Below are 20,890 nucleotides of genomic sequence, written 5' to 3'. Positions count from 1 at the left end.
TTACGCTGGGGCTTCAAAAGCAGCCTCGGCTTCTTCAAGGGCCTCCCTTTCATTTTCGTAGAGGATCTTCTGCAGGTTCAGGAGGATAATCATCCGTTCTTCCCAGAGCGCGATCCCACGGAGGTAAGCCACATCCACCCCCTCAACCACCGCCGGCGGTGGCGCGATAGTTTCTGTAGGGACGCGCAGTACCTCGAGGACCGCATCGACAATCATGCCGATAGTCATGCCCCCGATCTCCCCGATGATGATGCGGCTTTGCCGGGTCTGCTCCCCTTCGGGCAAGCCAAAGCGCTTCCGCAAATCGATTACCGGAATGATTCGGCCCCGGAGGTTGATGACCCCTTCTACAAACTCTGGCGCCCTGGGAACGCGGGTAATGCTCTCCATCCGGATAATCTCCGCTACCGCCCCGATATCTACCCCGTACGTCTGCTCCGCCAGCTTAAAAACTACGATCTGTTCTTCTTTACCGGTAACCTCGGTTTTCTGCGCCATCCTTAATTCCTCCCCGAAAAACGCTCTAAACGAAGAATTTTCATATATCCTTTATCGTCCGGGCGGTTTAAAACTTAACCACCTGCTTCCTACCCATTTGTCCCCCTAAAAGCATAAATTTTTTCCTAAGACCCCTGAAGGACCCCCTTGCGGTTGCCGAAATAATAGGATGGAAAGACGAATCTTGGCAAAAGAGGGTAGAGGTATGGATATAGCAACCATTTTGGGTATCACCATCGGCATTGCCTCGCTGCTGGCGGGTTTTGTGCTGGAAGGCGGACACATCAGTATGCTCATCGTCCCCTCAGCCATGCTTATCATCTTCGGCGGCACCTTAGGCGCCACCATGGCGGGGTTTGCGCTTCACGAGATCATGCTGATCCCCAAACTTTTCAAAGTAATCCTCTTTGCCAAGCCAATTGACGAACGGGCCCTCATCGATAAGATAGTGGAACTGGCCGAAAAGGCCCGCCGGGAGGGACTGCTCTACCTCGAAAATCTGCTCGGCGAAATCGAATCACCCTTCCTCCGGAAGGGTGTCCAGTTAGTGGTGGACGGAACGGAGCCCGACCTCGTTCGGAGCATCATGGAAAACGAGATGTACTCGCTCCAGGAACGGCATAAGATCGGGCAAGAGATCTTCATGCAGGCCGGGGGCTACGCGCCGACGATGGGTATTATCGGGACCGTCATGGGGCTTATTCACGTTTTGAGCAGTCTCTCGACACCCGAAGCTCTCGGTCCGGCAATCGCGATGGCCTTCACCGCAACTCTTTACGGCGTATCGAGCGCCAATCTAATCTATTTCCCGATCGCCTCTAGGCTTAAAAACTTGAGCGCGAAGGAAGAGATATCCTACCAGATCATCATCGAAGGGTTATTAGCGCTCCAGGCCGGCAACAACCCGATTCTAATCAGAGAACGGCTAAATGCCTACCTCAACCCGAAGCTGCGGCGTCAAGAGGAAAGCGGGAAGGCGGAGGAGGCCTATGAAGCGTCGTAAAAAGGAACTTAAAGAAGCAAGTCACGAGCGGTGGCTGATTACTTACGCCGACCTCATCACCCTCCTGCTCATTTTTTTTATTGTGCTCTGGACTTTTAGTAATATCGACGCGAAAAAGTTCGCCGGGATCGCCGAATCGCTGGCGAAGGCGCTCGGTGGCGGGGCGGGTATGATACTTGAAGGGCCGGGACCCTCGGTTGTTGCCGGGGCCCCCGTTTCGCCAGAGAGAGTAGAAACCAAGTTCAGTTTAAGCGCCGAAACGAAGGAAAACCTCCAACTCCAGAAGATAAAAGAGCAGATTGAAAAATACGCCAAAGAACAAGGCTTGGCGGGTAAAGTTACCGCCCGGATCGAAGAGCGCGGCGTGGTCGTCAGCATCCAGGAAACGGTGCTCTTCCCGTTAGGGTCGGCCGAACTCACTCTCCAGGCGCGGGAAATCGTTCGCAAGGTCGGCCAGATATTGCTCACCACGAATAACTATATCCGCGTTGAGGGGCATACCTGCGACCTCCCGATCCATACCGCCCGCTTTCCCTCAAACTGGGAACTTTCTGTGGCGCGCGCCACAAGCGTGGTAGAAGAATTGTTACACGCCGTCCATTTCCCACCCGAGCGCCTTGCGGCCTCGGGTTACGCCGAGTACCGGCCCATCGTGCCGAATAATTCGGAGGCCAACCGGCAGCGCAACCGCCGGGTCGATTTCGTCGTCCTCCGCTCGCGCTACAAGGAAACCGAGCCGGGTGTCCTGCCGGAATTCTTTTACGAAAAACCTAAGGTGACGCCATAAAAAGGTGACGCCATAAAAGCCTTTTTAAGCCACAGAGCGGTTGAACTGCCTGATCATCACAGAGGTGGTCAGTACCGCAACGGCCACGAGCACCAGCACCCCTGGCCAGACTTCCCGCCACACCCAGCCCTGTGTCGCCACGGTCCGCATCGGGCCCACTGCGTAAGAAAGCGGGTTGAACTTTGCCATCCACCGGAGCCACGCGGGCATCGCCTGGGTCGGGAAAATGGCGTTGCTGGTAAACATTAGCGGCATCGTAAAGAAGTTCACGATAGCGAATAAAGCCTCGTGGGACTTCAGCACCGCGGCAAAGGAAAGGGAAACCCCGCCCATAATCAACCCGAAAAGGCTGGCCACCGCGAGCATAAACAGGATCCCCGGCACGCCGGTTACGATATGCACCCCTAACAGAAGCGCGATTACTACGATCAACAGCGCCTGAAAGAGCGACTGCACCACGAGCGCCGCAAGTTTCCCCACCGGGATAGCGGCCCGGTGGATGGGAGCGGTGAGCATCTTGTTCAAGAAGCCTATCCGCCGGTCCCAGAGGATTGAGGTCCCGCCGAAAACACCCCCGAAAAGAGCGGTCATAATCATCACGCCCGGGGTCATAAAGTCGAGGTAGTTGCCGGTGCCTAACATTCTCGCGGCCACCGGGTTGTTGGTAAGCCCGGAGATGGCGTTCCCCATTAGCGCCAACCATACCACCGGCTGTACCACCGCCATCAGAAGCCGCGACTTCTGCCGACCAAGCTTTTTCATCTCCCGCCAGAAGACCCAGTAAACATCTGCGATAAGCCGCCGCATTACCGCCTGACCCTCCTCATTATCAGCCGCGCCCGCAGCGCCTCTTCCCTGCCGCCGCTCTCCCGCATCTCCCGACCGGTATAGTGCAGGAAAACGTCATCGAGCGAAGGGGGCTTAAAAGAAATGGCGGCGATTTTCACCGGGAAGCCGCTCAGCACCTCAAAAAACGCTGGAATTGCCGCTTCGCCGTTAGTTACGGTAGCCACGTAGCCTCCTTCCCCATTACCGGTCACATTACTCACAAAGTCCAGGCCACGGATGCGTCCAAGTGCCGCGTTTACCGCTCCGGGTTCGCCGCCGGCCAACTTGAACGTTACCACCCCGCTCCCCAAGGAACTTTTCAAAGCGGCTGGCGTATCAATTACCTTAACCTTACCCTGGTCGATGATGGCAATCCGGTCGCACAGAGCGTCCGCTTCCTCCATATAGTGGGTGGTAACGAAAATGGTCATCCCCTCCTTTTCTCGCAAGTCGTTGATATAACGCCAGATCTCCCTGCGGGTCTGGATATCCAACCCTAGAGTAGGCTCGTCAAGGAAAAGCACCCGTGGCCGGTGGATGAGCCCGCAGGCGATATCCAGTCTCTTCCGCATCCCGCCCGAATAGGTCTCTACGAGGTTCTGAGCCCTTTCTTTAAGGCCGACCATTTCCAAAACCGCCGCGATCCTTTGCGCCACCTCGTCGCGCGGGATGCGGTAGAAACCCGCCTGGAGCCGCAGGTTTTCGTACCCGGTAAGGGCGTCGTCCACGGCCAGGTCCTGGGAAACATAGCCTATTGCCAGGCGCACCTGGTAAGCTTGCCTGGTTATATCCATCCCCGCCACCCGGGCGGTGCCGCCGGTAGGGCGCAAGAGGGTGGTCAGCATGGCGATGGTGGTCGATTTCCCAGCACCGTTCGGGCCGAGGAAGCCGAAGATCTCCCCCTCCGCCACCGTAAAGCTAACCCCGTCCACCGCGGTTATCCCGCCGGGGAAGATTTTGGTAAGGCTTTCGGCCTCAATCATTTTGCCCATCCGGGTCACCTCTGGCCACAGCGTTATTCTCGCAAACCGGCATCTACGTTTTAAGATAGTAATACATTTATAGCCAGAAAGAAAGCAACGGGATTAAAAAAAGGGCTCATTCTTGTTGAGCCCCGCGGTGAAACAAACTCTGTTTGAAAAGTAAATAATTTTACACCAGCAACCTCTTTTAAATGGCTGGGCAAAGCATGCTCACTCTACTGTTACACTCTTGGCCAGGTTGCGCGGCCGGTCTACGTCGCAGCCACGGGCCACCGCCGCGTAGTAGGCAAAGAGCTGTAGCGGCACTACCGCCACCGCCGGAGCCAGCAGCGGGTGAACCGGGGGTAAACAAATGGCCTCGTCTGCCACCGCAATGATCTCGTCCGCCTTTGCGCCGGTAACGGCCAGAACGTTGGCGCCCCGGGTTTTGACCTCCTTAATGTTGCTCTGCATCTTCTCTAAAAGGGCCGGCTGCGTGGCCAGGGCAATTACCGGCACGCCTGCGGTTATGAGCGCCAGAGTGCCGTGCTTCAGCTCGCCAGCGGCGTAGGCCTCCGCGTGGATGTAAGAAATCTCCTTGAGCTTCAGCGCTCCCTCACAGGCCACCGCCCAATCAAGACCGCGCCCGATGAAGAAGGTATGCTCCCAATCTTTGCGGGCCACAGCCAACGCCGCGATCTCTTCTTCCCGGGCAAGCACGGCCTGCACGGCCTCCGAAAGTCTCGGTAACCCGGCAGTGAGTTCCTGCAGGAGTTCCGGTGGCGCGCTCTCCCGCAACCGGGCCAAATACACGGCTAACAGGGTAAAAAGTACGACTTGGGCCACGTAAGCCTTTGTGGAAGCAACGGCGATCTCCGGGCCGGCCCAGGTGTAGAGAACCTCATGCGCCTCCCGGGCCACCGAACTGCCGACCACGTTGGTGATCGCCAGAACCGTCGCTCCCTTTGCCTTGGCCTCCCGAAGCGCCGCAAGGGTATCCGCCGTTTCGCCTGACTGGCTCACCACCACCAAAAGGTCGCCCGGCCCGAGCAACGGGTCGCGGTACCGGAACTCGGAAGCGATCTCGGCCTCCACCGGAATGCGTACCAGCCTCTCGATAAGCATCTTCCCGATGAGGCTAGCGTGGTAGGCCGTGCCGCAAGCGGTAATGTAGAGCCGGCGCAGCGACTTGAGGAACCCCGGATCAAGTTTCAACCCCGGGAAGGCGATTCCCGTCCTCTCAATCCGCCCGCGCAACGTTTCCCGGATGACCTGCGGCTGCTCGTGGATTTCCTTCAACATGAAATGCGGATAAGGCGCTTTTTCCGCCTGGGCCGCGTCCCAGTTTGCCACGAAAACTTCTTTTGTCCGGGAGGAGCCGTTCCGGTCGTAGACGGTAACCCCTTCCGGCCACACATCCGCTATTTCACCGTCATCCAGGACGTAGGTCCGGCGGGTGGCCGCCAGAATGGCCGGGATGTCTGACGCGACAAAGTTCTCGTCTTCGCCGAGGCCCACAATCAACGGGCTGTCGTACCGGACGGCAACTATGCGTGTGGGTTCATCAACCGCTACCGCCGCCAAGGCAAAAGAGCCGCGCAGAAGCGGGATAACCCGCTTTACCGCTGCTAAGAGATCACCCTCGTAAAACTCTTCCAATAGGTGCGGGATGACTTCAGTATCCGTTTCCGAAACAAACCTGTGACCCCGGGCTACAAGCTGCCCCCGCAGCGCCAGGTAGTTTTCAATGATGCCGTTATGGACCACCGCCAGGCGGCCCGTGCAATCAAGGTGCGGGTGCGCGTTAGCATCGGTCGGGGCACCGTGGGTCGCCCACCGGGTATGCCCGATACCGGTGCATCCCGGAGGGAAGTTACCGTTCAGGGCCCCTTCGAGTACCGTAATTTTACCCTCTTTCTTATAAACCGCCACCCGGCCTTCGCTGATTACCGCAACGCCAGCGGAGTCATAACCCCTGTACTCTAACCGTTTGAGCCCGGCAATTAAGAGAGGCAGCGCCTCCTGTTTTCCCGTGTAACCGATGATACCGCACATAAGTAAAACCTCCCGTGAGGTTGCTAACCAAATGATAAACGCCGGCTGAAAGCACGGCGCCCGTAAAAACAAAATATCTTTTAGGGGCAAAATGACCATCCTTCACCCTTTCCCACCTGGTGCTTTTGTCCTGGCGGTCGCCCGCCAGTTTTGTGACACCGTTTACGGCCGTGGGCAGCCGGGAGGCACCCGCCGAAAAACTTCGATTAACCTCCCCCTCGTCAACCGTTGCTTGGTACGCTATCGCACCCTAACAACGGTTCTGGCGCTTATTATTCACTTTTTCCCTTAAACATGCACGCCTACTTCCTGCCGCTCTTCTGCTTCACCCCCTTCGATGGCCCGGACGACAGCAGCCAATTCATCTACCATCCGCAACGTAAGATCAGGGTCGCGGGCCTCAACCATAATCCGAATGACCGGCTCCGTGCCCGACGCACGCACCAGGATGCGGCCGTCACCGGCCAGCCGTGCCTCCTGCTCCCGCACCGCTCTAGCCAAAAGCGGGCTCTTTAAGACCAGCTCCTTGTCGCGGACGCGGACGTTCTTAAGGAGCTGCGGGTAGCGGCAAAGTTCCGCCGCTAAAGCGCCTAACGTCTTGCCCGACTCCTGCATTATCTTCAGGAGCATGAGCGCCGTGATAATGCCGTCCCCGGTTGTGTTATGGTCGAGAAAGATTACGTGCCCGGACTGCTCTCCCCCCAAAGCGGCGCCCACGCGGAGCATCTCCTCGAGGACGTACCGGTCGCCTACCTTCGTCACTACCACGTTGATCCCGGACGCCGCCAGAGCCCGGTGCAGTCCCAAGTTTGACATCACGGTAACCACAACGTTATTGCCAGGCAGCTTCTCCTTGGCCTTGAGGTAACGCGCCGCCGCGAGGATGATGGCGTCCCCATCAACGATATTCCCTTTTTCATCGACAGCAATCAGCCGGTCGGCATCACCGTCAAAGGCCAGACCCAGGTTCGCACCGGTAGCGAAAACCAGCTCCTGGAGGACGTGGGGTTTTGTTGCGCCGCAGCCGCTGTTAATATTAAGGCCGTCGGGCTCAACCCCTACCGGGATGATCTCCGCTCCCAGCCCCCGTAAAAGCCGCGGGGCAATCTCGTAGGCCGCGCCGTGCGCGCAATCGACCATAACCCGCAAGCCTTCCAGCGTGCGGGGCCCTACGGTCAAGACGTGGGCCATATACCGGTCCGCAGCGTCCTTCACCGGAACCACCCGGCCGATGCCGGCCCCCACCGGCGAAGGAATAACCGCCATATCCCCTAACACAAGCCCCTCAATTTCTTCTTCGACCGGATCAGGCAGTTTATAACCGTCGGCCCCGAAAAATTTTATCCCGTTGTCGGGCGCGGGGTTATGGGAAGCCGAAATGACCACGCCACCGGCGGCCCCTAAGGTGCGCGTAAGACACGCCACCGCCGGCGTCGGCAGAACACCCAAAGCCAAAGCGTTAACCCCCGCCGAGAGGATTCCGGCTACCACGGCTGCCTCTAACATCTCTCCCGACAGGCGGGTGTCGCGCCCCACCACAATACCCTTGTTACCCGCACGCCGGGCCAGCACGTAGGCGCCCGCCCGGCCCAGTTTGAAGGCAAGATCGGGACTGAGCTCGCGGTTGGCCACACCGCGCACGCCGTCGGTACCAAAAAGAAGACCCACCGGGTCTAAGCCTCCTCCCGGCCTAAACTTTATTATGAAAAACGGTTGCTGTCAACTTTATTCTATATTCTATCTTACGATTCTATCTTACGCGGGTCTTCAATAACTAGCTAGTTTGGCGCCGGATCCCCTGCAGCAGAAGCTCCGGTAACAACGTTTTTCTTGAGCAAACCGTAAGCGAAGCTATCTGCCAGCGCCTGCCAGCTCGCCTCGATGATGTTAGGAGAAACGCCAAGGGTAACCCAGGAACGGTGGCCGTCGCTCGTCTCGATCAATACCCGGACCACCGCCGCCGTTCCGGCCGCCTCGTTGATTACGCGCACCTTATAGTCAATCAGGCGCATCCCCTTGATCGCCGGGTAAAACTGTTCCAAGGCCTTGCGGAGCGCGTTATCGAGGGCGTTCACCGGCCCGTTGCCCTCGGCCGCGGTATGGACGATCTTTTCCCCTACCCGGAGTTTAATGGTGGCCTCCGAGTGGACAGCTCGGTTCTCTTTGAGTTCCGTCAGAATCCGGAGACTCTCTAAAATGAAGGGTTTCTCGTAACCATTCGCGGCCCGCCGCACCAGGAGCTCGAAAGAGCCCTCGGCGCTTTCAAACTGGAATCCCTGGTGCTCAAGCTCCTTAAGCTGCCCTAAAACCTGGCGGGCTACCTCCCCCTCATTGGGCAGATCAAGGTTGAGCTCGCGGATCTTGTAAAGCAGGTTGGAAAGCCCCGAAAGCTCTGAAACGAGTACCCGCCGCCGGTTGCCGACCGCTTCCGGATTAATATGTTCGTAAGTGAGCGGATCCTTCATCAAGGCGCTCACGTGCACCCCGCCCTTGTGGGTAAAGGCGCTCATCCCCACGTACGGCTGCTGGGGATTAGGATGCATGTTGGCGATTTCGCTCACGTAGCGGGAAAGCTCCACCAGGTGCCGGAGTTTCTCCTCCGGGATGGTGGTCACGCCGCACTTCAAGCTAAGGTTTGGCAGCACCGCACAGAGATCGGCATTCCCGCAGCGCTCGCCGTAACCGTTGATCGTTCCCTGAACGTGCGTGGCGCCGGCCTGAACCGCCATGAGGGTATTCGCTACCGCCATGCCGCCGTCGTTGTGAGCATGGATGCCCACAGGAACACCGAAGCGCTTGCAAACCAACTCTACCACCGCCTGCAGCTCCCAGGGCAGGGCACCGCCGTTCGTATCGCAAAGGACGAGTACCGCCGCCCCGCCGGCGACCGCCGCTTCAAGGGTCGCCAGGGCATAAGCAGGGTTCGCCTTGTAGCCGTCAAAGAAATGCTCCGCGTCATAAATAACCTCCAGTCCCTGGTCCCGGAGGTAGGCCACTGACTCCCGGATCATCGACAGGTTTTCCTCCAGGGAGGTACCGAGGGCCCGCGTGACGTGGAAGTCCCAACTCTTCCCGAAAAGGGTGGCCGCCTTCACTCCCGACTTCAGGATCGCGGCAAGGTTTTCGTCGTCAGCCGGCCGGGTGTTTTTCCGCCGCGTTGATCCGAAGGCTGTTACCGTAGCGTGCTGCAGCCCCAGCTCCCGTACCCGCACAAAATACTCCATATCCTTCGGGTTGGAGCCCGGCCAGCCGCCTTCGACGTAGTGAAACCCCATCCGGTCGAGTTTGAGCGTGATTTTCAGCTTATCTTCGGCCGAGAAGGAGATACCCTCCGTCTGCGCCCCGTCGCGAAGCGTGGTATCGTAAACCGTTACCGCACGCATCATCATCGCTCCCGTTACCTCCCGTCGCGCAGCCGGTGCTGGACATAGGGGATCAGCCCCCCCGCAGCGATTATCTCCTGCATGAACGCCGGTACCGGTCGCGCCTGGTATTCCTTCCCGGTTTCCACTACCCTAATCCGGCCCGTCGCGAGATCCACCTGGAGACGGCTTCCCGCCGGAATCTCATCTGCCTCCGGGCACTCGAGAATGGGCAGCCCGATGTTGAAGGCGTTCCGGTAGAAGATCCGGGCGAAGCTCTTCGCCACCACGCAGGCGACGCCTGCCGCCTTGATCGCCACCGGGGCATGCTCCCGGGAAGAGCCGCAGCCGAAGTTAGCTCCGGCAACGATGATGTCCCCGGGCCGGACGCGTCCGGCAAAAGTAGGATCAGCGTCCTCCATGCAGTGACGCGCCAGTTCCGCCGGGTCGCTTGTGTTAAGGTAGCGCGCCGGAATAATCAGGTCGGTATCGACATTGTCGCCAAACCGGTGAACCATTCCCTCGAACACCTATCTCACCTCTTCCGGGCTCGCGATCCGCCCCGCAATCGCACTTGCCGCCGCTACCGCCGGATTCGTCAGGTACACTTCACTTTCCGGGTGCCCCATCCGCCCGACAAAGTTGCGGTTGGTCGTCGCCACCGCCCGCTCCCCTTTTGCTAAAATGCCCATGTGCCCTCCCAGACACGGCCCGCAGGTGGGGGTGGAAACTGCCGCTCCGGCGGCGATGAAGATTTCGATAAGCCCCTCCCGGAGCGCCTGGCGGTAAATTTCCTGCGTTCCGGGAATAACGATCAGCCGGACGTTCTCGTGGACCTCCTTGCCGCTCAGTACCTGGGCCGCCAGCCGCAAGTCTTCGAGCCGGCCGTTGGTACAGGAGCCGATCACCACCTGGTCGATGGTGATGGGGGTAGCCTCGCTTACCGGCCGGACGTTGTCGGGCGAGTGCGGGAAGGCCACCAGGGGCTCCAACCCCGTCACGTCGTACTCGTAAATCTCCTTGTACTTGGCGTCCGGGTCGCTCGTATAGACTTGGTAAGAACGGCGCGCCCGCGCCGCCATGTAGGCCTCGGTCTTCGCGTCGGGAGCAATGATGCCGTTCTTAGCGCCCGCTTCGACCGCCATGTTGCACATGGTAAACCGGCCGTCCATTGACAGATTCTCGATCACCGGACCGGTAAACTCCATCGCGCAGTAAAGCGCCCCTTCTACCCCAATATCACCGATAGTGTGGAGGATCAGGTCTTTTCCCCCGACCCACGGCCCCAGCTCACCGTTATAAACAAACTTAAGGGATTCCGGCACCTTGAACCAGGTCTCTCCCAAAGCCATTGCCGCCGCCAGGTCCGTGGAGCCGACTCCGGTGGCGAAGGCCCCCAGCGCCCCGTAGGTGCAGGTGTGGGAATCGGCGCCGATGATCACGTCCCCGGGCCCTACTAACCCCTGTTCCGGCAAGAGACAGTGCTCAATCCCCATCCGCCCTACCTCGAAATAGTGGGGCAGCGCGTGCTCCCGCGCAAAGTCGCGGACCACTTTAGCCTGCTCCGCCGATTTGATGTCTTTGTTCGGGGTAAAGTGGTCGGGGACTAGAACCACTGCCGCCGGATCGAAAAGCGGCACCCCAATCTTTTCAAACTCCTTTATCGCCAAGGGGGCCGTGATGTCGTTGGCCAACAACACGTCGACCTTGGCACTGATAAGCTCCCCAGGCTCAACAAATTCCTTGCCCGCATGCGCTGACAGGATCTTTTCGGTAATGGTCTGGGCAACACGCTGCACTATTTTCACCCCGCAAATTCGTTTAACGTTACGGCTCTATCCGGGGGCCGTTTACGTCCACCGCCATCTTGTTCAGGGCATCGATATACGCCCGGGCACTCGCCTCGAGGATGTCAGTACTTAAGCCCCGCCCCAGGAAAGTTTTCCCTTTTTCATTTTTCACCCTCACGGTAACGCTGCCCACCGCGTCCTTGCCCCCGGTAACAGCGTCGATCCCGTACGATTCGAGGGCGCACTTAATGCCGGTAATCTTATCGATGGCATTGTAAATCGCATCCACCGGCCCGTTACCGCAGGCTGCCTCCTCCACCAGATTCTCGCCCACCTTCAGCCCGACCGTCGCCGTCGGCACTATCGTAGTGCCGCTCGAGATGTGCAGGTAATGAAGCTCGTAGGTCGGGGCGACGCGCCCCATTTCTTCCTCCACAAGGGCTAACAGATCGTCATCGGTAATCGTTTTCTTCCGGTCGCAAAGCTCCTTGAAGCGCGCAAAGGCCGTATTGAGCTCCTCTTCCGACAGGCTGTAGCCAAGCTCGGCCAGGCGCGTTTTGAAGGCGTGGCGGCCCGAATGCTTCCCGAGAACCAGCGTCGACTTCGGGATGCCGATGACCGTAGGATCGATGATCTCGTAGGTCGTCCGCTCCTTCAAAACCCCGTCCTGGTGGATGCCTGACTCGTGGGCAAACGCATTTTTGCCCACGATCGCTTTGTTGGGCTGGACCGTCATGCCGGTCAGAGCGGCAACGAGCTTCGAGGTCCGGTAGATTTCTTCGGTTTTGATGCCGGTAATCATCCCGTAGAGCGACCGCCGGGCGTAGAGCCCCATCACCAATTCTTCGAGGGCGGCGTTCCCGGCTCGCTCGCCGATCCCGTTTATCGTTACCTCCGCCTGCCGGGCGCCGTTTTTAATCGCCGCCAGGGTATTGGCTACCGCCAGTCCGAGATCGTTATGGCAGTGAACGCTTACCGTTACCTTCTCGATTCCCGGCGTTTTTTCCCGGATCGTCCTGATGAGCTCCCCGAACTCCTCCGGCACCGCGTAACCGACCGTGTCCGGAATGTTCAGCACGGTAGCTCCCGCCTCGATGGCCACCGCCAGAACCCGACAAAGAAAGTCGAGGTCGGAGCGGGACGCGTCCTCCGCCGAAAATTCTACGTCGTCGGTATACCGTCTGGCCCGCCGTACCGCTTCCCGCGCCGCCTCCAGCACCTGCTCCCTGCTCATCCGGAGCTTGTACTGGAGGTGGATGTCGGAAGTAGCGATGAAGGTGTGGATGCGGGGCGCTTCCGCCTCCCGCAAAGCCTCCCAGGCCCGGTCGATATCCCCAAAGTTGGCCCGCGCCAGCGCGCAGATGCGCGCGCCCCTCACGTTCTTGGCAATTTCTGCCACCGCCGCGAAGTCGCCCGGAGAAGCCACCGGGAAACCGGCCTCGATCACGTCCACCCCTAACTTGACAAGCTGCCTGGCGATCTGCAATTTTTCCTTCACGTTGAGGCTTACGCCCGGAGACTGCTCGCCGTCCCGGAGCGTGGTATCGAAGATATAAACTCGCTCCATCCTGCTCTCCTCCAGAAGAACCTAAGAGTCGACCGCTTCATCCAGGCCGCGACCCGCCAGAACCATCGGCAGCACATTCTCCTCCGGGTCAACCAAGCAGTTTACCAGAACCGGCCCCTCCCGCCCCAAAACCTCCCCCACGACGGCATCGAAGGCCGCCGCCGTCTCTACGGTATGGGCGGGAATGCCGTAGACACCGGCAAGAGCGGCAAAATCGGGGCAAAAAGCAAAGTCCACCGCGGAATACCGCCGGTTGCAGTAGAACTCTTGAAGCTGCCGGACCATGCCGAGCCGCCGGTTGTTGATAATGAAAATCTTGACGCCGGCTCCCTGCTCCGCCAGGGTGCCGAGTTCACTCATCGTCATCTGAAAGCCGCCGTCGCCGCAGACCAGGATTACCTGCTTCTCGGGACGGCCGAGTTTGGCACCGATCGCCGCTGGCAGCCCGTAACCCATACAGCCGAGTCCCCCCGAGGTAATGAGCGTCCGCGGGTACTTGAACGTGTAGTACTGCGCCACCCACATCTGGTGCTGGCCCACGTCGGTAACGACAATGCTCTCGCCCGCCGTCAGCGTGCTCAGCCTTTCAATTACGTACTGGGGCTTAAAGCCGCCGGTGCGGTCGTAGCTCAGCGGGTAATCCCGCCGGTAACCGGCTACCGTAGCCAACCACTCCTCGTTCTTCCGGGGTGATAAAAGCGGCAGCAGGGCCTCGAGAACCTGTTTCACATCCCCCACCAGCGGTAGGTGCGGCCGGACATTCTTCCCTATCTCCGCCGGGTCGATGTCGATATGGATCACGCGGGCGTTAGGCGCGAACTTTTCTACCGCGCCGGTAAGCCGGTCCGCAAACCTGGTGCCAAGCGCAATCAGCAAATCGGCGTTGGTGATCGCCAGGTTCGCATAGCGCGTGCCGTGTAGCCCCGCCATCCCTAAAAAGAGCGGGTGGTCACCCGGAAAACCGCCGAGGCCCATCAGCGTCGCGGCAACGGGCGCCTGAATTGTTTCGGCCAGCCTGCGCACCTGCGCCGTTGCGCCCGCGCTAATCACCCCGCCGCCGATGAGAAGTACCGGCCGGGTAGCCTCAGAAATCAGCCGCGCCGCCTGAGTGATCTGCGTTGGGTGTCCCTTATAGGTTGGCCGGTAGCCCTTCAAGTCCACCCTATCCGGGTAATCAAACTTGATCCTGGCGCTCGTGACATCCCGGGGGAGATCAACCAATACCGGTCCCGGCCTTCCCGTACGGGCCAGGTGAAAAGCCTTCTTGATAACGCCGGGAACAGTAGCCGGGTCTTTGACTAAAAAGTTATGCTTAGTGATGGGCATAGTAACCCCGAAAATATCGACTTCCTGGAAGGCGTCGGTACCGACCTGACTCGTCGGCACCTGCCCCGTAAAAAGGACCACCGGGACCGAATCCATGTAGGCGGTGGCAATCCCCGTAACCAGGTTTGTGGCCCCGGGACCAGAAGTCGCAAAACATACCCCCACGCGCCCCGTGGCGCGGGCATAACCGTTCGCCGCGTGGACCGCGCCCTGTTCCTGCCGGACCAGGACGTGCTTGATCCCTTTTGCGCTATAGAGCGCGTCGTAAACGGGGAGGATGGCACCACCCGGATGTCCGAAAACAAGGTCCACCCCTTCTTTTTCCAGGCACCGGATGACCGCTTCGCCAACCGTGATCACGCTTCTCCTCCCTCCGTCGCAACCAGCCGCTGCGCGCAACCGATAAGTAGCGCTATTTCTTCAACCAGGACATCATCTTCCGGAGTTCTTTACCTACGCGCTCGATCTGGTGCTCCCGCTCGCGCCAGCGCATCGCCTTGAGCACCGGCTGGTTGGCCTTGTTTTCCAGGATCCACTCGCGGGCAAACTGGCCACTCTGGATCTCGGCCAGCACCCGCTTCATTTCTTCCCGCACCCGCCGGTCAATAATCCGCGGCCCGGTCCGGTAATCGCCGTACTCCGCGGTATTACTGACCCGGCAACGCATTTCCGTGAGACCCCCTTCGTAAATGAGGTCCACAATAAGCTTCAGCTCGTGAAGACATTCAAAATAGGCAATCTCCGGCGCGTAACCAGCCTCCACGAGGGTTTCGAAGCCTGCCTTGATGAGCTCCGCCACCCCGCCGCAAAGAACGCACTGCTCGCCGAAAAGGTCGGTCTCTGTCTCTTCGCGAAAGGTGGTTTCAAAAACTCCCGCCCTTGTCAAGCCAATGGCCTTCGCGTAGGCCAGCGCGAGATCCCGCGCCCGGCCGGAATAATCCTGGTAGACGGCGATAAGTCCCGGAACACCGGCTCCTTCGGTATAAAGGCGACGCAGCATCGGGCCCGGGCTTTTCGGCGCCACCATAAAGACGTCCACCTCTGGCGGCGGCACGATCTGGCCGAAATGGATGTTGAAGCCGTGGGAAAACATCAGGGCCTTGCCCGCCTTAAGATGAGGCGCTATTCCCCCTGCGTAGACCTCGGCCTGCTGCTCGTCGGGTATGAGCATCTGGATGATGTCGGCTTCTCTGGCCGCCTCGCCAATAGGCGCCGTTGCCAGACCATCCTCTCGCGCCAGCTCTGCCGAGGCACTCCCCGGCCGCAGCCCGACGATGACCTTTATCCCGCTGTCCTTAAGGTTCCGCGCCTGGGCCCTCCCCTGGCTTCCGTAACCGATAACCGCTACCGTCCGCTCCTGCAAAATGCTCAGGTCCGCATCCTGATCGTAGTAAATCCGGATCACGCTTCCGCCTCCCTACCGTTAGTAACGATATCTTTTGTTCCCCGAAGCATGGCTACTTTCCCCGTCCGCACCATCTCGCGGATTCCGAAGGGCTTGAGGGCGTTGACCAAAGCGTTAATCTTCCCCTCGTCCCCCGTAACTTCCACTACCAGGGTCTTACGGCCGATATCCACGATGTGCGCCCGGAAAATTTCCACGATCTGAATAATCTCCGCCCTTTTCGCTGGCTCGGCGTTCACCTTGATGAGCGCTAATTCCCGGTCCACGTACTCCATCCTGGTCACGTCCTGGACCTTTATGACCTCGACCAATTTGCGCAACTGCTTCGTGACCTGCTCGAGCACCCGGTCATCCCCCGCCACCACGATGGTCATCCGGGAGATTGCCGGGTTTTCCGTCTCGCCAACCGCCAGGCTCTCGATGTTGAAGCCGCGCCTGCTGAAAAGGCCGGCTACCCGGGCCAGCACGCCGGGATTATTTTCCACGAGCACCGCAAGGGTGTGGCGCATAAGTCTCCCCCTTTTTAACCGAGCATCTTCCCGAGCGACTCGCCGGGCGGCACCATCGGCATCACATTTTCCTCCCGGTCGATGATGAAGTCGATGAAGACCGGTTTCGGCGAAGCGATGGCCTGCTCGAGTGCCGGTCTTACTTCCGCGGGCTTGGTGACCCGGATGCCCTCGGCGCCGTATGCCTCCGCCACCCGGACAAAGTCGGGGCTGTAAAGCTCGGTATAGGAGTAGCGCCGCCGGAAAAAGAGCTCCTGCCACTGGCGCACCATCCCGAGGAAACCATTGTTCATGATCGCCACGTTAACCGGCAGGTCGTAACTCACCGCCGTCGCCAGCTCCTGAATATTCATCTGGATCGAGCCGTCCCCGGCGATATCGAAAACAACCTCTTCCGGACAGGCCACCTGCACCCCGATAGCCGCCGGGAAACCAAAGCCCATCGTCCCAAGGCCGCCCGAGGAGATAAAGGAACGGGGCCTGGTGAAGGTATAAAACTGGGCCGCCCATATCTGGTTCTGCCCCACCTCAGTGGTGATGCGGGCCTCACCTTGGGTTAGGTGATAGAGTTCCCGGATGATAAACTGCGGCTTGAGGCCGTCCTCCTGGTAGGAGAGCGGGTATTCCTTCCGCCACCGGTCGATCTTTTCGAGCCAAGCCGGATGGGAAGCACCCTGAAGCACTTTCAGGAGCGCCTGGAGCACCCGCCGCACGTCGCCGATCACCGCCACGTCCACCCGGACGTTTTTCCCTATCTCCGCCGGGTCAACGTCGATGTGAATAATCTTTGCCTCCGGCGCAAAGGTCTCCACCTTTCCCGTAACCCGGTCGCCAAAGCGCGCACCGATGGCAATGAGCAGGTCGCATTCGCAAACGGCGTAGTTCGCGTAGCGCGTGCCGTGCATCCCAAGCATTCCGAGCGAAAGCGGGTGATTGCCGGGAAAACCGCCGATACCCATCAGCGTCGTCGTTACCGGCGCCATTATCAGTTCCGCTAACCGGCGCAGCTCTTCGCTCGCCCCGGAACTCACCACCCCACCGCCCGCGCAGATCACGGGGCGCTCGGCGGTCACGATGAGGCGCGCCGCCGCGAGCACCTGCTCTGGATCCGGGTCGACCACCGGCCGGTAGCCTGGTAGCTCTACCGGACCCGGTTCGACGTAGTCGCACTGGGCACCGGAGACGTCGCGCGGGATATCGACGAGTACCGGTCCCGGACGACCGGTAGTGGCGATATAAAAGGCCTCCTTAACTGTGCGGGCAAGCTCCCGGACATCTTTCACCAGGTAGTTATGCTTGGTAATCGGTAGGGTTATTCCGGTAATGTCCGTCTCCTGAAAGGAATCGCGCCCGATAAGCGGCGTAGGTACCTGTCCGGTGAAAGCCACTAACGGGCTCGAATCCATAAACGCCGTGGCGATCCCTGTCACCAGGTTTGTTGCTCCCGGTCCCGAGGTGGCGATGCAAACTCCGGGACGGCCGGTAGCCCTGGCGTAACCATCGGCAGCGTGTGCCGCCGCCTGCTCATGACGGGTCAGGATGTGTTGGATATCTGCGTCGTAAAGGGCGTCGTAAATCGGTAGCACCGCCCCCCCAGGGTAACCGAAGATCGTATCTACGCCCTCTTTTTTCAGCGACTCAACCAAAATCTCTCCGCCGGTTAGCCTCAAAAAGTCCACCTCCGTCCGTCAAATAAGCCTGAATTTTACGGCTGCCCGCAACCCGGGGCGAACACCGCACCACTGCTCGCCGACGAAACCTGCCTGGCGTAACGCCCCAGGTACCCGTGCGTGATTTTCGGCGCGAAGGGCGGCAGGGTCGCCAGCCGCGCTGCTATCTCCCTTTCCTCAAGCAGTACCGTGAGCCGCCGGGCCGGGATGTCAATCTCAATCATATCCCCATCCCGCAAGGCGGCAATCGGACCGCGGGCCGCCGCCTCGGGAGAGACATGGCCGATCGAGGCCCCACGGGTAGCCCCCGAAAAGCGCCCGTCTGTCACCAGCGCTACGTCCTTGTCCCTTCCCAACCCCGCCAGGGTTGCGGTCGGGGTGAGCATCTCGCGCATCCCGGGCCCGCCGCGCGGCCCCTCGTAACGGATCACAATAACGTCGCCGCTTTGGAAGTTTCCGTTCATGATCGCGCTAACCGCTTCTTCCTCGCTATCGAAGACGCGCGCCGGCCCCCGGTGGCGCAACATTTCCAGGGCCACCGCTGATTGTTTTACCACCGCGCCTTCCGGCGCCAGGTTGCCAAAAAGGATCGCCAGCCCCCCGGTAGCGCTGTAGGGGTCATCTACGGGGCGGATCACCTCCGGGCGCCGTACCGTCCGGCCTTTTACATTCTCTTTAACCGGCTTTCCCGTAACCGTTAAGGTTTCGCCGTCAATCAGCCCCGCCGCAAGCAGGAGATTCATCACCGCCGGGATGCCTCCCGCCTCGTCCAGATCCTGGAGGTGAAAGGGACCCGCCGGGCTCAAACGACACAGATTCGGGGTTTTCTCACTCAGCTCGTTGATCGCCCGCAAATCGAGCTTTACCCCGGCCTCGTGCGCTATCGCCGTAAGGTGAAGGATGGTGTTGGTGGAGCAGCCGAGCGCCATATCCACCGTCAACGCATTCTGGAAGGCCGCCGGCGTCAGGATCCGGTCGGGAGTCAGGTTCTCCCGGACAAGCTCCACCACCCGCATCCCGGAAAGCTTCGCCAGTCGCCGCCGGGCTGCGGTTACCGCGAGGATCGTCCCGTTACCCGGCAACGCCATCCCGAGTGCCTCCGTCAGGCAGTTCATCGAGTTGGCGGTAAACATGCCCGCACAGGAACCACAGCCCGGGCAGGCCACTTCCTCGAGCTCCGCCAACTCCTCCAGCGCCATCCGCCCCGCTTTTACCTGCCCCACGGCCTCAAAAACGTTACTCAAAGATACGTCGCGGCCCCGGAAGCGCCCGGCCTGCATCGGTCCACCGCTCACCACGATTGCCGGGATGTTCAACCGGGCAGCGGCCATCAGCATCCCGGGTACGATCTTGTCGCACGCCGTCACTAACACCAGCCCGTCAAAGGCGTGGGCCTCCACCATCGCCTCGATGCTGTCGGCGATAAGCTCCCGCGAGGCCAGGGAGTACTTCATTCCCCTGTGGTTCATCGCGATGCCGTCACAAATGCCGATGGTCGGAAACTCGACCGGCACTCCGCCGGCCATACGCACCCCCGCCTTCACCGCCTCGGTAATCTCCCGCAGGTGGATATGGCCCGGGATGATTTCGTTGAAGGAGTTTACCACCCCGATGAGCGGCCCACCAAGCTCCCGGTCAGTGAAACCGAGGGCCCTGAAAAGCGAGCGGTGCGGCGCTTTTTCCAGTCCTTCCCTCACGATATCGCTCCGCAAAATCATACCTCCTCATATCCGTTCCTCTTCCGGCAGCACCCGCAGGCTATAAGAGCCCGGAGCACCGGAGCTTATTCGGGGTAAATCGCCGGCCCGTCAACCTTCGTTAATTCCCGGAAGGCGTGAATCAACTCCCAGGTCACCGCCCCGGGCCGCCCGTCGCCGATGGGGCGGCCGTCAACCTTGACCACCGGGATGATCTCCGCCGCCGTTCCGGTAAGGAAGCACTCGTCGGCAATGAAAATATCGTGGCGGGTAAAGGTCTTCTCAAAAACCGCCATCCCTTTTTCCCGCGCCAGCGCCATTACGGTGTTGCGCGTTATCCCCTCAAGGATGCCGAGGTGGGACGGCGGCGTGATGAGCTTACCATTTTTTACAATGAAAATGTTATCCCCAGTAGCCTCGGCCACATAGCCGTCACTGGTAAGCATAATTGCCTCCTGGACACCGTAAAGCCCCGCCTCGATCTTGGCTAAGATGTTATTCAAGTAGTTCAGTGATTTGATGCGCGGGTTCAGCGCCTCCGGTACGTTCCGCCGCGTCGGCACCGTGATCACTTCCAGCCCTTTCTCGTAAAACTCCGGCGGGTAGAGCTGAATGGTGGCCGCGATACAGAAAACCGTCGGGCGCGGGCACTTTTTGGGATCTATCCCCAGGTCCCCCCGCCCCCGGGTGACCACGAGACGAATATACCCGTCCCGGATGTTGTTCCGGCGGCAGGTTTCGAGAACCACTTCCTGCATCTCTTCCCGCGAAAGGGGAATCTCAAGAAGGATCGACTTGGCCGATTCGTAAAGCCTGTCGATATGCTCCTTGAGCTTGAAAACCCGGCCGTGGTAAGCCCTGATGCCTTCAAAAACGCCGTCCCCGTAAAGGAGACCGTGATCGAAAACCGAAACCGCCGCTTTTTCCTCCGGAAGATACTCCCCATCCAGATAGATCGTAAGCCCCATCTTACCGCCTCCACGCCAAAAATTTAAACCAAAGCCTCCCGCCCCTTGTCCAGCCCGGACGTGACGCTGGCCAGGGACGAGAGGCTAACCCCCGCGGTACCACCCCGATTGCCGCCACCTCGCAGTGAAACGGCCCCTTGGTGTGTGCTCAAGAGCACACGGTTTTGGTAACGGGAAACCAACCCGGCAAAGACTACTCGGACAAAACCTTTCGCCTTCCGGCTCCGGGGTGATGGGAAAACCGCCGCTTTGCACCGGTTTTCACCCTGCCCGGCTCGCTGTCGCAAAGCCCTGCGGTTCCGGTCCCCTTCCTTGCCTTTGACCACTATAATTTCCCCAAAGTATACAAAAACAACAGCGGCGTGTCAAGTAGGCAAAACCGGTGACCGCGTCAAGCGATAGTGGGCAGTTTTTTCTACCAGGTCCTGTCCCGAAGGCAGCACCCAAATTGAACCAATGTGTA

17 protein-coding genes are annotated in these 20,890 nt (G+C 59.7%); 2 read left to right on the top strand and 15 right to left on the bottom strand.

Features of this window, described 5'->3' with window-relative positions; genetic code table 11:
• On the bottom strand, nucleotides 1-498 hold the full coding sequence (locus tag ACUVTA_RS01120) for a chemotaxis protein CheW (protein WP_445951141.1): 498 nt from the start codon (nucleotides 496-498) through the stop codon (nucleotides 1-3).
• Between the two features lie 205 nt (nucleotides 499-703).
• Here ACUVTA_RS01120 and ACUVTA_RS01115 point away from each other — a divergent pair, with 205 nt between their 5' ends.
• Both ACUVTA_RS01115 and ACUVTA_RS01110 read left to right on the top strand, forming a co-directional pair.
• A complete protein-coding gene (locus ACUVTA_RS01115; RefSeq protein WP_445951140.1) occupies nucleotides 704-1,501 on the top strand; it encodes a flagellar motor protein in 798 nt (265 codons plus the stop codon).
• Complete coding sequence (locus ACUVTA_RS01110) at nucleotides 1,488-2,288, top strand: OmpA/MotB family protein (RefSeq protein ID WP_445951139.1); 801 nt, start codon at nucleotides 1,488-1,490, stop codon at nucleotides 2,286-2,288. The genes ACUVTA_RS01115 and ACUVTA_RS01110 overlap by 14 nt, the downstream gene beginning before the upstream one ends.
• A gap of 24 nt (nucleotides 2,289-2,312) precedes the next feature.
• Here the strand turns inward: ACUVTA_RS01110 and ACUVTA_RS01105 are convergent, their stop codons facing one another.
• From ACUVTA_RS01105 to ilvE, 14 genes are all read right to left on the bottom strand, one after another.
• The gene (locus tag ACUVTA_RS01105; protein WP_445951138.1) at nucleotides 2,313-3,095 is read right to left on the bottom strand and encodes an ABC transporter permease; all 783 of its coding nucleotides are present in this window, start codon (nucleotides 3,093-3,095) and stop codon (nucleotides 2,313-2,315) included.
• Nucleotides 3,095-4,108, bottom strand: coding sequence for an ATP-binding cassette domain-containing protein (locus ACUVTA_RS01100; protein WP_445951137.1), 1,014 nt, complete (start codon nucleotides 4,106-4,108; stop codon nucleotides 3,095-3,097). The genes ACUVTA_RS01105 and ACUVTA_RS01100 overlap by 1 nt, the downstream gene beginning before the upstream one ends.
• 201 nt (nucleotides 4,109-4,309) lie before the next feature.
• A complete protein-coding gene (glmS, locus tag ACUVTA_RS01095) occupies nucleotides 4,310-6,133 on the bottom strand; it encodes a glutamine--fructose-6-phosphate transaminase (isomerizing) (protein ID WP_445951136.1) in 1,824 nt (607 codons plus the stop codon).
• A gap of 288 nt (nucleotides 6,134-6,421) precedes the next feature.
• Nucleotides 6,422-7,801: a phosphoglucosamine mutase gene (gene glmM / locus ACUVTA_RS01090; protein WP_445951135.1), complete on the bottom strand. Its 1,380-nt coding sequence runs from the start codon at nucleotides 7,799-7,801 to the stop codon at nucleotides 6,422-6,424.
• 110 nt (nucleotides 7,802-7,911) lie between these two features.
• Nucleotides 7,912-9,516, bottom strand: coding sequence for a citramalate synthase (gene cimA / locus ACUVTA_RS01085; protein WP_445951154.1), 1,605 nt, complete (start codon nucleotides 9,514-9,516; stop codon nucleotides 7,912-7,914).
• Nucleotides 9,517-9,530: 14 nt separating this feature from the next.
• The gene (locus ACUVTA_RS01080) at nucleotides 9,531-10,013 is read right to left on the bottom strand and encodes a 3-isopropylmalate dehydratase small subunit (protein WP_445951153.1); all 483 of its coding nucleotides are present in this window, start codon (nucleotides 10,011-10,013) and stop codon (nucleotides 9,531-9,533) included.
• 12 nt (nucleotides 10,014-10,025) lie between these two features.
• Nucleotides 10,026-11,294, bottom strand: a complete 1,269-nt coding sequence (gene leuC / locus ACUVTA_RS01075; protein ID WP_445951152.1) for a 3-isopropylmalate dehydratase large subunit — start codon at nucleotides 11,292-11,294, stop codon at nucleotides 10,026-10,028.
• Nucleotides 11,295-11,322: 28 nt separating this feature from the next.
• Entirely contained in the window at nucleotides 11,323-12,852 is a 1,530-nt protein-coding gene (locus ACUVTA_RS01070; RefSeq protein ID WP_445951134.1) for a 2-isopropylmalate synthase, read from the bottom strand.
• A gap of 21 nt (nucleotides 12,853-12,873) precedes the next feature.
• The gene (ilvB, locus tag ACUVTA_RS01065; protein ID WP_445951133.1) at nucleotides 12,874-14,538 is read right to left on the bottom strand and encodes a biosynthetic-type acetolactate synthase large subunit; all 1,665 of its coding nucleotides are present in this window, start codon (nucleotides 14,536-14,538) and stop codon (nucleotides 12,874-12,876) included.
• A gap of 52 nt (nucleotides 14,539-14,590) precedes the next feature.
• Nucleotides 14,591-15,583, bottom strand: a complete 993-nt coding sequence (gene ilvC / locus ACUVTA_RS01060) for a ketol-acid reductoisomerase (protein WP_445951132.1) — start codon at nucleotides 15,581-15,583, stop codon at nucleotides 14,591-14,593.
• Nucleotides 15,580-16,092 (bottom strand): acetolactate synthase small subunit, encoded by a 513-nt coding sequence (ilvN, locus tag ACUVTA_RS01055; RefSeq protein ID WP_445951131.1) that lies wholly within the window; start codon nucleotides 16,090-16,092, stop codon nucleotides 15,580-15,582. The genes ilvC and ilvN overlap by 4 nt, the downstream gene beginning before the upstream one ends.
• A 14-nt stretch (nucleotides 16,093-16,106) precedes the next feature.
• Entirely contained in the window at nucleotides 16,107-17,762 is a 1,656-nt protein-coding gene (ilvB, locus tag ACUVTA_RS01050; RefSeq protein ID WP_445951130.1) for a biosynthetic-type acetolactate synthase large subunit, read from the bottom strand.
• Nucleotides 17,763-17,797: 35 nt separating this feature from the next.
• Complete coding sequence (ilvD, locus tag ACUVTA_RS01045) at nucleotides 17,798-19,474, bottom strand: dihydroxy-acid dehydratase (protein ID WP_445951129.1); 1,677 nt, start codon at nucleotides 19,472-19,474, stop codon at nucleotides 17,798-17,800.
• Between the two features lie 71 nt (nucleotides 19,475-19,545).
• Nucleotides 19,546-20,427 carry a branched-chain-amino-acid transaminase gene (ilvE, locus tag ACUVTA_RS01040; protein WP_445951128.1) on the bottom strand — a complete coding sequence of 294 codons (882 nt, stop codon included), beginning with the start codon at nucleotides 20,425-20,427 and terminating at the stop codon, nucleotides 19,546-19,548.
• Nucleotides 20,428-20,890: the final 463 nt, after the last annotated feature.

Source organism: Thermodesulfitimonas sp. (assembly GCF_052743955.1).
Note: the sequence above shows the minus strand (reverse complement) of the source record. Positions and strands in the feature narration are given on the sequence as shown.

Coding starts and splice junctions, on each gene's coding strand:
- ACUVTA_RS01120 (WP_445951141.1), bottom strand. CDS start 498: ATGGCGCAGAAAACCGAGGTTACCGGTAAAGAAGAACAGATCGTAGTT.
- ACUVTA_RS01115 (WP_445951140.1), top strand. CDS start 704: ATGGATATAGCAACCATTTTGGGTATCACCATCGGCATTGCCTCGCTG.
- ACUVTA_RS01110 (WP_445951139.1), top strand. CDS start 1,488: ATGAAGCGTCGTAAAAAGGAACTTAAAGAAGCAAGTCACGAGCGGTGG.
- ACUVTA_RS01105 (WP_445951138.1), bottom strand. CDS start 3,095: ATGCGGCGGCTTATCGCAGATGTTTACTGGGTCTTCTGGCGGGAGATG.
- ACUVTA_RS01100 (WP_445951137.1), bottom strand. CDS start 4,108: ATGGGCAAAATGATTGAGGCCGAAAGCCTTACCAAAATCTTCCCCGGC.
- glmS (WP_445951136.1), bottom strand. CDS start 6,133: ATGTGCGGTATCATCGGTTACACGGGAAAACAGGAGGCGCTGCCTCTC.
- cimA (WP_445951154.1), bottom strand. CDS start 9,516: ATGCGTGCGGTAACGGTTTACGATACCACGCTTCGCGACGGGGCGCAG.
- ACUVTA_RS01080 (WP_445951153.1), bottom strand. CDS start 10,013: ATGGTTCACCGGTTTGGCGACAATGTCGATACCGACCTGATTATTCCG.
- ACUVTA_RS01070 (WP_445951134.1), bottom strand. CDS start 12,852: ATGGAGCGAGTTTATATCTTCGATACCACGCTCCGGGACGGCGAGCAG.
- ilvN (WP_445951131.1), bottom strand. CDS start 16,092: ATGCGCCACACCCTTGCGGTGCTCGTGGAAAATAATCCCGGCGTGCTG.
- ilvE (WP_445951128.1), bottom strand. CDS start 20,427: ATGGGGCTTACGATCTATCTGGATGGGGAGTATCTTCCGGAGGAAAAA.